Annotated in this window: 8 protein-coding genes; 4 read left to right on the forward strand and 4 right to left on the reverse strand. The window is 43.8% G+C overall.

The genetic code is table 11. The features are described from left to right. Together ACESM0_RS11665 and ACESM0_RS11670 are read left to right on the forward strand one after the other, a co-directional pair. Positions 1-796 (forward strand): porin (locus ACESM0_RS11665; RefSeq protein WP_372906386.1); only part of this gene is annotated, 796 nt, incomplete at its 5' end. A 590-nt stretch (positions 797-1,386) separates the two neighbouring features. Further along, positions 1,387-2,883, forward strand: a complete 1,497-nt coding sequence (locus tag ACESM0_RS11670; protein WP_372906387.1) for a sodium:solute symporter — start codon at positions 1,387-1,389, stop codon at positions 2,881-2,883. Positions 2,884-3,247: 364 nt separating this feature from the next. On the opposite strand, the gene ACESM0_RS11675 is transcribed toward ACESM0_RS11670, so the two are convergent. After that, on the reverse strand, positions 3,248-3,919 hold the full coding sequence (locus ACESM0_RS11675; protein WP_372906388.1) for an FAD-binding oxidoreductase: 672 nt from the start codon (positions 3,917-3,919) through the stop codon (positions 3,248-3,250). Positions 3,920-4,483: 564 nt separating this feature from the next. Between ACESM0_RS11675 and ACESM0_RS11680 the strand changes: the two genes are divergently transcribed. Further along, positions 4,484-4,654, forward strand: a complete 171-nt coding sequence (locus ACESM0_RS11680) for a hypothetical protein (RefSeq protein ID WP_372906389.1) — start codon at positions 4,484-4,486, stop codon at positions 4,652-4,654. Positions 4,655-4,664: 10 nt separating this feature from the next. After that, positions 4,665-4,985, forward strand: a complete 321-nt coding sequence (locus tag ACESM0_RS11685; protein ID WP_372906390.1) for a hypothetical protein — start codon at positions 4,665-4,667, stop codon at positions 4,983-4,985. A 16-nt stretch (positions 4,986-5,001) separates the two neighbouring features. Here ACESM0_RS11685 and ACESM0_RS11690 read toward each other — a convergent pair whose 3' ends face one another. From ACESM0_RS11690 to ACESM0_RS11700, 3 genes are all read right to left on the reverse strand, one after another. Further along, positions 5,002-5,406, reverse strand: coding sequence for a hypothetical protein (locus ACESM0_RS11690; RefSeq protein WP_372906391.1), 405 nt, complete (start codon positions 5,404-5,406; stop codon positions 5,002-5,004). Beyond that, the gene (locus ACESM0_RS11695) at positions 5,399-5,584 is read right to left on the reverse strand and encodes a hypothetical protein (protein ID WP_372906392.1); all 186 of its coding nucleotides are present in this window, start codon (positions 5,582-5,584) and stop codon (positions 5,399-5,401) included. The genes ACESM0_RS11690 and ACESM0_RS11695 overlap by 8 nt, the downstream gene beginning before the upstream one ends. A 446-nt stretch (positions 5,585-6,030) precedes the next feature. Further along, a partial coding sequence (locus tag ACESM0_RS11700) for an Eco57I restriction-modification methylase domain-containing protein (RefSeq protein WP_372906393.1) occupies positions 6,031-7,556 on the reverse strand: 1,526 nt, incomplete at its 5' end.

The raw sequence follows: 7,556 nt of genomic DNA on the forward strand, positions 1-7,556 counted from the left end.
GATATCCGGTGATTTTGGTACCGTTAATATGGGAAAGGGGTTTGGTATTTTTAACAGCAGCTCAATCGGTGATGCCGGCAGCGGTATGGGCATTGGCCGGTTTGGCGGACCGGATGCAGCCAACGCTACTCTTGGCCGGATTGGTTCGGGGTACACTTATGCGAACTTCAATCCAAGAGTAACGTATACAACGCCTGATTTTGGTGGATTTACACTCAAGGCAGGTTTGATCAATCCTGAAAAACCTGATGGCCCGTCTGACCAGGTTACAACAACTACTCCACGATTGGAAGCACAAGCCAACTACCTGATCTCTTTTGATTCCGGATCTGTCGATTTATGGGCCGGCGGTATGACCCAAAATGTGGACATCACAAGCCAGAATTTTGATTACAACATTTCGGGGTGGGATTTGGGCACAAGATTGAACGCCGGCAGTTTGACACTTACCGGAGCCTATTCCGAAACGAAAGGCGTTGGGGCTGACGGTTTGATCGGGTTAAGCCTGACGGGCTCGGCATTGGACCAGGCGGATGTTGAGGCTTCACAGTGGTACACCGAAGCGACCTATACTGCAGGTAACTTCACATTAGGCGCCAGTTACGGCGAAGGAGCTCAGGATGCCAACACCACTGAAATAGGCAGCTCTCCGGATATTACCAATCAACTGTTAATGGTATTCACAAGGTATAAGTTAACCGATCAGCTCACTCTCATAGGTGAAGCTCAAAACTTTGAATCAGATGCTCAAGCCAATTATCAGGCATTTGTTGCCGGTATGCAGTTCAACTTTTGATTCCTGAATTCAAACCCAAAACATTTATCATGTAAAGAAATAGCCACGGAAGCACCCTGAGTATACCCTGCAGTTCCGTGTTTCCGTGGCAATAATAGACTAAGCCCATTTTTTATCCTAACCTTAGTTCGATTCTTAACTGTTGATGATTGCGGTTTCTCTGCGCAAATCCGCGACACCATCTGCGCAACTCTGCGAGAAAATTGCTCTTCTTGAGATCAAAAAATGATACCTCCACGGTATATTATACCGAATAAAACACTCCGATTCATTCGGGCAAATTGATATCCTAACCCTCTTCTGAGCTACTCCGCCTCTATACTGCTTTTCATTTCAAGCAACGCCCTCTATTCGGCGGTATTTATTGCGCTGTCTGATACCCCGGGTTTCACTGCGCTGCACCCGGGGCTACAATCTGGCGCTCTTTCAGAGCTTTAAACCAATTTTATCAATTCTTCTATCTTACACCACTATAAATCAAACTCAAATAATTAGAACAGGCTGAAAGATGATTTCCACAAAGATATTCTCTACTTTCGTCAGAGTGAATTTCTTGATAGTCATCACCCTAAACAAACCGTACTGATCTAATGTCCATCTTTTTCTGGATTGTTCTTCTCTATCTCGCCCTTCTGATGGGAATCTCTGTTTATAAAAGCCGCGCTGTTAAAAGTCAGGAAGACTTTATGGTTGCCGGCCGATCGGTTCCAACCTACAAACTGGTTGGCACACTCCTCTGTACCTGGATTGGGTCCGGTAGTCTCCTCGCCGGAGCCGGACTCGCCGCAAGAGTGGGTCTTTCGGAACTCTGGATGGCAGCCGGTGCCTGGATTGGAATCATTATTGTTTTCTTTCTGGCCGCACGTGTACGACGGATTGCGCAGTTTACCGTCCCCGACATCCTGGAACTTCGATACAACAAATACGCCCGTATTCTGGGCACCATCGTCATCGTCATCGCCTACACCACCATTGTGGGATATCAGTTTCGCGGAGGCGGATTTGTCCTGAACCTCGTTGCCGACATTCCCGAGTGGCAGGGCGTTCTGCTAACGGCCGGATTCATCATCACCTTTACCGCATTTGCAGGAATGCTCTCCATTGTTTCCGTGGATATTATTAATGGTGCCGTCATTACAGCGGCTGTAATTTTTGCTGTTCCATTGGTATACAGCAACCTGGGAGGCGGTGAGTATATCACTGCAAATCTTGATCCAAGCTTTTTCACCGTTTTTGGTGAGTACAACTTTCTCTGGGCGATGGGAGTCTTCTTCCCAACCTTTCTCCTGCTGATGGGAGAGTCGAATATGTATCAAAAGTTCTTTTCTGCGAAGGATGAAAAATCGGCCAAGTCCGCGGTGATTTGGTGGGTGTCCGGCACCATCATTGTGGAAACCGCCATCGCCTCACTGGCCATACTAGCGTTCAGTCACTTTAACTCGCTGGATCCGTCGAGTGCCTTCTTTCTGGGCGTGGAACAGAGCGAGCGTGTCATTCTTCACGCAGCCAGATACGGAACCGAAATTGGAATTCCGCTTGCCGGCGGATTGCTGTTGATCTGCGCTGCGGTAGCGATCATTACATCAACTGGAAACAGCTTTCTGCTGGCTCCATCCACAAACCTGACCCGCGACATCTATCAGCGATTTATCAATCCCGGCGCCGATGAAAAACGAATTATTACGTTCCAGCGTGTGATGGTTCTCGTATTGGGAATTTGTGCCTACCTGCTGCTTACCCAGTTTCGAACCATACTCGACATGGCTTTTACCGCATACACGATGGTTGGCGCCGGTCTGACTCCCGCGCTGTTAGCCGCTTTTCTCTGGAAACGGGTCACCACTGCAGGCGGAGTTGCGTCCATCGCAACCGGAATGGGTGCTACGCTGATTATAACCGTGATCAACTCCGTACTTCCTGAACCGCTAATACCGTTTGACTACATTGTTCTGCCCGCAGCCGGACTTTCGATTACCGTGTTGATTGTCGTATCGTTGATGACCCCGCCCGATCCCAAAGAGAAGTGGGAGAAGTTCTACGAAAAAGATGTGGAGCTGAGCGACGCGATTGAAGAGTTTAAGGAGTGATAAGATTCTTAAAACCTGAGTTATCAAACGAAGTGTTGATTTTCCCATACTGTGTAAGAGCCTGCCCCGAGGCTTCGGGAAGGTTCAAGGGGAGGTAGTCTTGGTTTCTTGACTTCACTTAAAGCCCAATGAAATGAGACACTTCTTTATTACCGTAAATATTGAAACTCAAATTGCGTTTATGAAAGCTTATGAGCTAAGAGAACTAATTAGATCGAGTTCAGATTAGACCATCGAACTTGAATCAAAAATTCAATGTCCAACCACCCCTGTTTCCCTTCCTTAGATAAGTAGGGGATTTTTCCTGGCAAAATCACCGAAAGCATATCCAATTCAGAGGAGCTTTAGATACGCCCAATGAACATTACTCTTCAAAAACCAGCGCTTCGGGATCGGCTCCGAGGTCTTTCAGGTAGTCCATCATCGCGTCGTTGAAAGGACCCGGACCGCAAACATAAAAATCCTGATCAAAATCATCGATCTGTGAGTCCAGAAAGTTTTTATCAATATGCCCATCCTGGAAGATGTGATCATCTGTCGGCTCATCCGTAATCACGTTCACAAACTGATCACCCAATATTTTCTGAAACTCCTCTTTCAGGATGATGTCTTTATCGGTTTTGTTTGAAAAAATGAGCTTATTATTTCCAATTTCACCCTTCTTGTGCAGATCCCGAAAAATGGCGATAAACGGTGTAACACCGGCTCCACCGGCCAAAAAGACTCCTTCACCATTATATTGAATGGTTCCCCAGGGATCATCGATGATCAGCGAATCTCCGGCTTCAAGCTTACCGATCTGCTCGGTAACGCCATCGTGGTCCGGATAGACTTTAATGACAAATTCCAGGTAGGGATCTGATTTGAGAGAGGTAAACGTAAACGGACGTTTTTCATCTCTCCAACCCTCTTTATCGATCGCGACTTCTGTAGCCTGACCGGGAGTGAACGTATATCCGTCCGGTTTTTCAAAACGTATCTGCCGTACGTCGTGAGTTACGCTTTGAATGTCTGTGATTTTGAGTGTATGTCCCATGGTATATATTCTTTTCTATTCTGTTTACTCATATTACAATTTGGATGGAGAGTTCATTCGATTGGGTTAAAACGAAGGTCTAATAATGAGTTATTTTGTAGCAGAATGGGTGATTAGATCTTAACTCGATTATAATTTTAAAATGTGGAATGGCGCCCTGTAGAAGGAGCGAATGCAACGACTGAAGGATCTCCCCAAAAACGGCAACTCTTTAATCAAAAAGCGCCATCCACAAAGCATCCGGCGCAGCCAAAAAAATATTTTTTGACTCTGTAACAAGAAATTTAAGAAATCAGTATAATTGCCAATTGGGAAAAGAACAGACTTTGGATAAAAGCCTACCTTCACCAATCTAACCCAAAAAATCTGGAGTCTAATAAAATGAAAAAACAACAACTTATAATAGGATTGCTGTGTTTGATTGTCACAGGATGTTCATCTTCATAGGAAAAGGATCTAACCGAATCAAATTTACCATATACTCACGCGGAAAATCCGGTTGAGGACGGTCGATATCTGGTGACTGTTGCCGGCTGTAATGACTGCCATACGGATGGTTATTTAATGATGGATGGAAATATACCGGAAGAGGAGTGGCTGGCCGGTTCTCCGATGGGCTGGCAAGGACCCTGGAGAACCACTTATGCTTCAAATTTGCGACTCCGTGTACAGGAGTGGCCTGAAAACGTGAGCAATGCAGGGATTATATTAGCTCTTGCTGATGGCATACAATAATATACACATTTTGATTTATAGTGAGTTAACGTGGAGAAAGTGGACCAGGGTTAGAGCAGAATATCCAATATCCTACACGCCCCGATTTTCGGGGAATGATGAAGTATTTTACTTGGACATTGGGTGTTGGATATTCACTATTGGATATTCATCGTGCCCCGGTTTGGGTGCGATTGGATATTTTCCCGAAACCGGAGATAGAGTTGTTCTTTTGCGGGGTTTTACGGGAACTCTCCGTTTGGCCATGAGGCTAAATCCCTTTGCCACTCACTCGGACAGGATGTTCCGGCGTGGCGTTGTTAAGGAGAACAAGAAAAATACATTATTGTAACGAGAACGGTACACTGTCATTCAGAGATTTCCTGAGAATTGTTACTCTTCTTTCCTTTATGAAAGCCAAAACCAAAACCGCCACCGCCGCTAACAATTGCGGAACTAATAATTGCCAGGATATATTTTGCAGCTTCACTTTCGCCGATATGAAAGAGATAGATAATTAAAGCGGCTACCATTAAAGAGAAAATACCTCCAATTATTGCTAAGGTTGTCCAGTCTTTTCTTCTTTCATTTGGTAAACGGTTGACCCATTTTTCCTGCGCTTGCAGTGATTTTACCGCTATCTCATGATTCTGGTCTAATTCCTTCTCTCTGAGCTTTGTTTCTTGTGCTCGTATTTCGAGCTCTCTGGTTTGATTATCGAGAAGCTGCTTAACACTCTCCTGTGGCAGGTTATTTGGTTCAGATTTAGCCAACAGGTTTGTATTTTAAATGTTTGTATTCCACCCGCATAGATCCAAATGACTTTGATCCAATTTTTGGAGGTACAAAACGGGCTGACTTAATATCGGAGCGTGGAATAGACAAGTATTCTTTTGGAGAAACTCGTTCAATCTTTACCGGCTTTGTTTTTATTTCCAAATTTGTCTTCATAAGCAGTTACTTTTTTATGATTCTGAATTTAATAGAAGTGATTCAGATATACAAACACCTGAGTTTATAAGGTAAACAACACTCAATAGTATTACGTTTATTTATACAAATTTATTGAATCACAAAAATTGGGGCGCAATACTCTTCAACGGTAGTACATGGAATTTCTCTGCTCAGGTAACACCCAAATTTGCAATCTATTATGAACTTTTCCTTACCGCTTCGGCGGCGTTCTCCGGAGCTAACGTACCGGCACGGTTTTTGGACCCCGGCTTGGGGCGTTTGAATTTTTCCCGAAACCGAAGGAGGTGTAGATCTTTTGTGGGGTTTTACGGGGACTATGCGTTTGGGCATGAGGCCAAATCCATTTACTGCGCATTTGGGCTGGGTGGTCCAGCGGGGGCGTTGGGGACGAGGTTAAATTCAAAATTCCCAATCCATAATTCCTAATTTCCTGCACTCTCCACAACCCTCACCTCCTCCGCCCCCAACCCATACAACTCATAAACCATCCCGTCAATCTCGGAATCGGTTTGGGCGATTTGGGATTTAAGCTCTTCGGCCCGGGCTTTTTGCCGGTTGAAGTACTCCATCCATTCGGCTTCTTTGTCGAGGGTGAGTTCCACCTTTTTCTTTTTCAGCTCTTTCAGGAATTGCTTGAAGGTGAGCTCGTGCCAGCTTTGGAGTTTCCGGCTGAGTTTTTCGATATCGAATTTACTGAGAAGAAGGTTTTGAAGGTTCTCCTGAACTGCTTGCAAATCAGAAGTTAGTTGAATTATCTGATCAGCTTTGCTTTCAAAATCATCTTTATTTTTGAATTCAGGAATAGGAATCTGTTCAAAATATTGCGGTTTTACTTCTACATAACCCCCACTTCGTACCACGCAAATAGATAAGAGAAATTCCCAAACAAGTGTCGAATTCAGAATGCAAAGAAGGGTTTTACTCGATGTCGGCAAAAATACTGCGGGGGCATTGATATAAACGCCTCGTTTATCAATGCTAAACTTATTCGCATTTTGAAGGTTTGGGAAAATGATTTTTGGCTCTTCAAATAAATCATAATAAGCGCAGTTTCTAAGCTCCCACCAATATTCTCCCTGATCGTATCTTTTCTTCGCTTTCTTTTCAAATGGAAGTAAATGCTCCATTATTTCAGGATAATCCTTCTTTACTTTTTCCAACGCTTCATCTTCAGATAAATCCTCTCCATAAGTTTCATTTGTCCAGCCGCTTTCAAATAAAATGAGCTTTTGTTCAGGAGTTGGAGTGTACCATTTTTTAATTTCCTTTCCCTCGTATAGATATTTCACATGCTCTGATAGAGACCAATCCTTCTCAATAATAAATGCTTTATTCAAAGCTGTTTTCACACCGTAATAACATTTCCCATATTTTTCTCTAACCGTAGGCAGTTTTCCAATCTTATTTAGAATCAATGCTTTTTCTTTGTTCAAAAACGCCCAAGAACTTTCATCCAAGGTACTTTGAAGAACTTTTATTTCAGGTTCAGCATCAATTTCAATGACTTTAGAATTCCTCTCTTTGGGTATTTTTATGTAGCCAAATTCATTCTCACTGGAAGACTCTTTGTTCAGAATAATTATTACCGGATAGGTTGTCGCTCCTTCAAAAACCTGAACCTCCGTAAAATCAACATACCGCTGAAATGTGGTTTTATTAGTTAGGTACTTTCGCAAGACTTTCCCAGCCGTGGTTTTATCAAACGTATTTGAAATGTATCCCATCAAACCTGATGGCTTAATAAGCTTCGATCCTTTTTCATAGAAATAAGCAAAGAGGTCACTCGCTGAGTGATAAACTTCATAATACTCTTCAAAATAATCTATGAAGTCCCCCAACAGTTCAGCCCGAACATAAGGCGGATTCCCAATCACCACATCAAAACCGCCGGAGGTTTCCGGGCGGAAGGCGTGTTCGATGGTGCAGCTCATCGCCTCTGCAACAAGGG

Source organism: Rhodohalobacter sp., assembly GCF_041686455.1.
In the GTDB taxonomy this organism is placed as follows: Bacteria; Bacteroidota; Rhodothermia; order Balneolales; family Balneolaceae; genus Rhodohalobacter.

Coding starts and splice junctions, on each gene's coding strand:
- ACESM0_RS11670 (WP_372906387.1), top strand. CDS start 1,387: ATGTCCATCTTTTTCTGGATTGTTCTTCTCTATCTCGCCCTTCTGATG.
- ACESM0_RS11675 (WP_372906388.1), bottom strand. CDS start 3,919: ATGGGACATACACTCAAAATCACAGACATTCAAAGCGTAACTCACGAC.
- ACESM0_RS11680 (WP_372906389.1), top strand. CDS start 4,484: ATGATGGATGGAAATATACCGGAAGAGGAGTGGCTGGCCGGTTCTCCG.
- ACESM0_RS11695 (WP_372906392.1), bottom strand. CDS start 5,584: ATGAAGACAAATTTGGAAATAAAAACAAAGCCGGTAAAGATTGAACGA.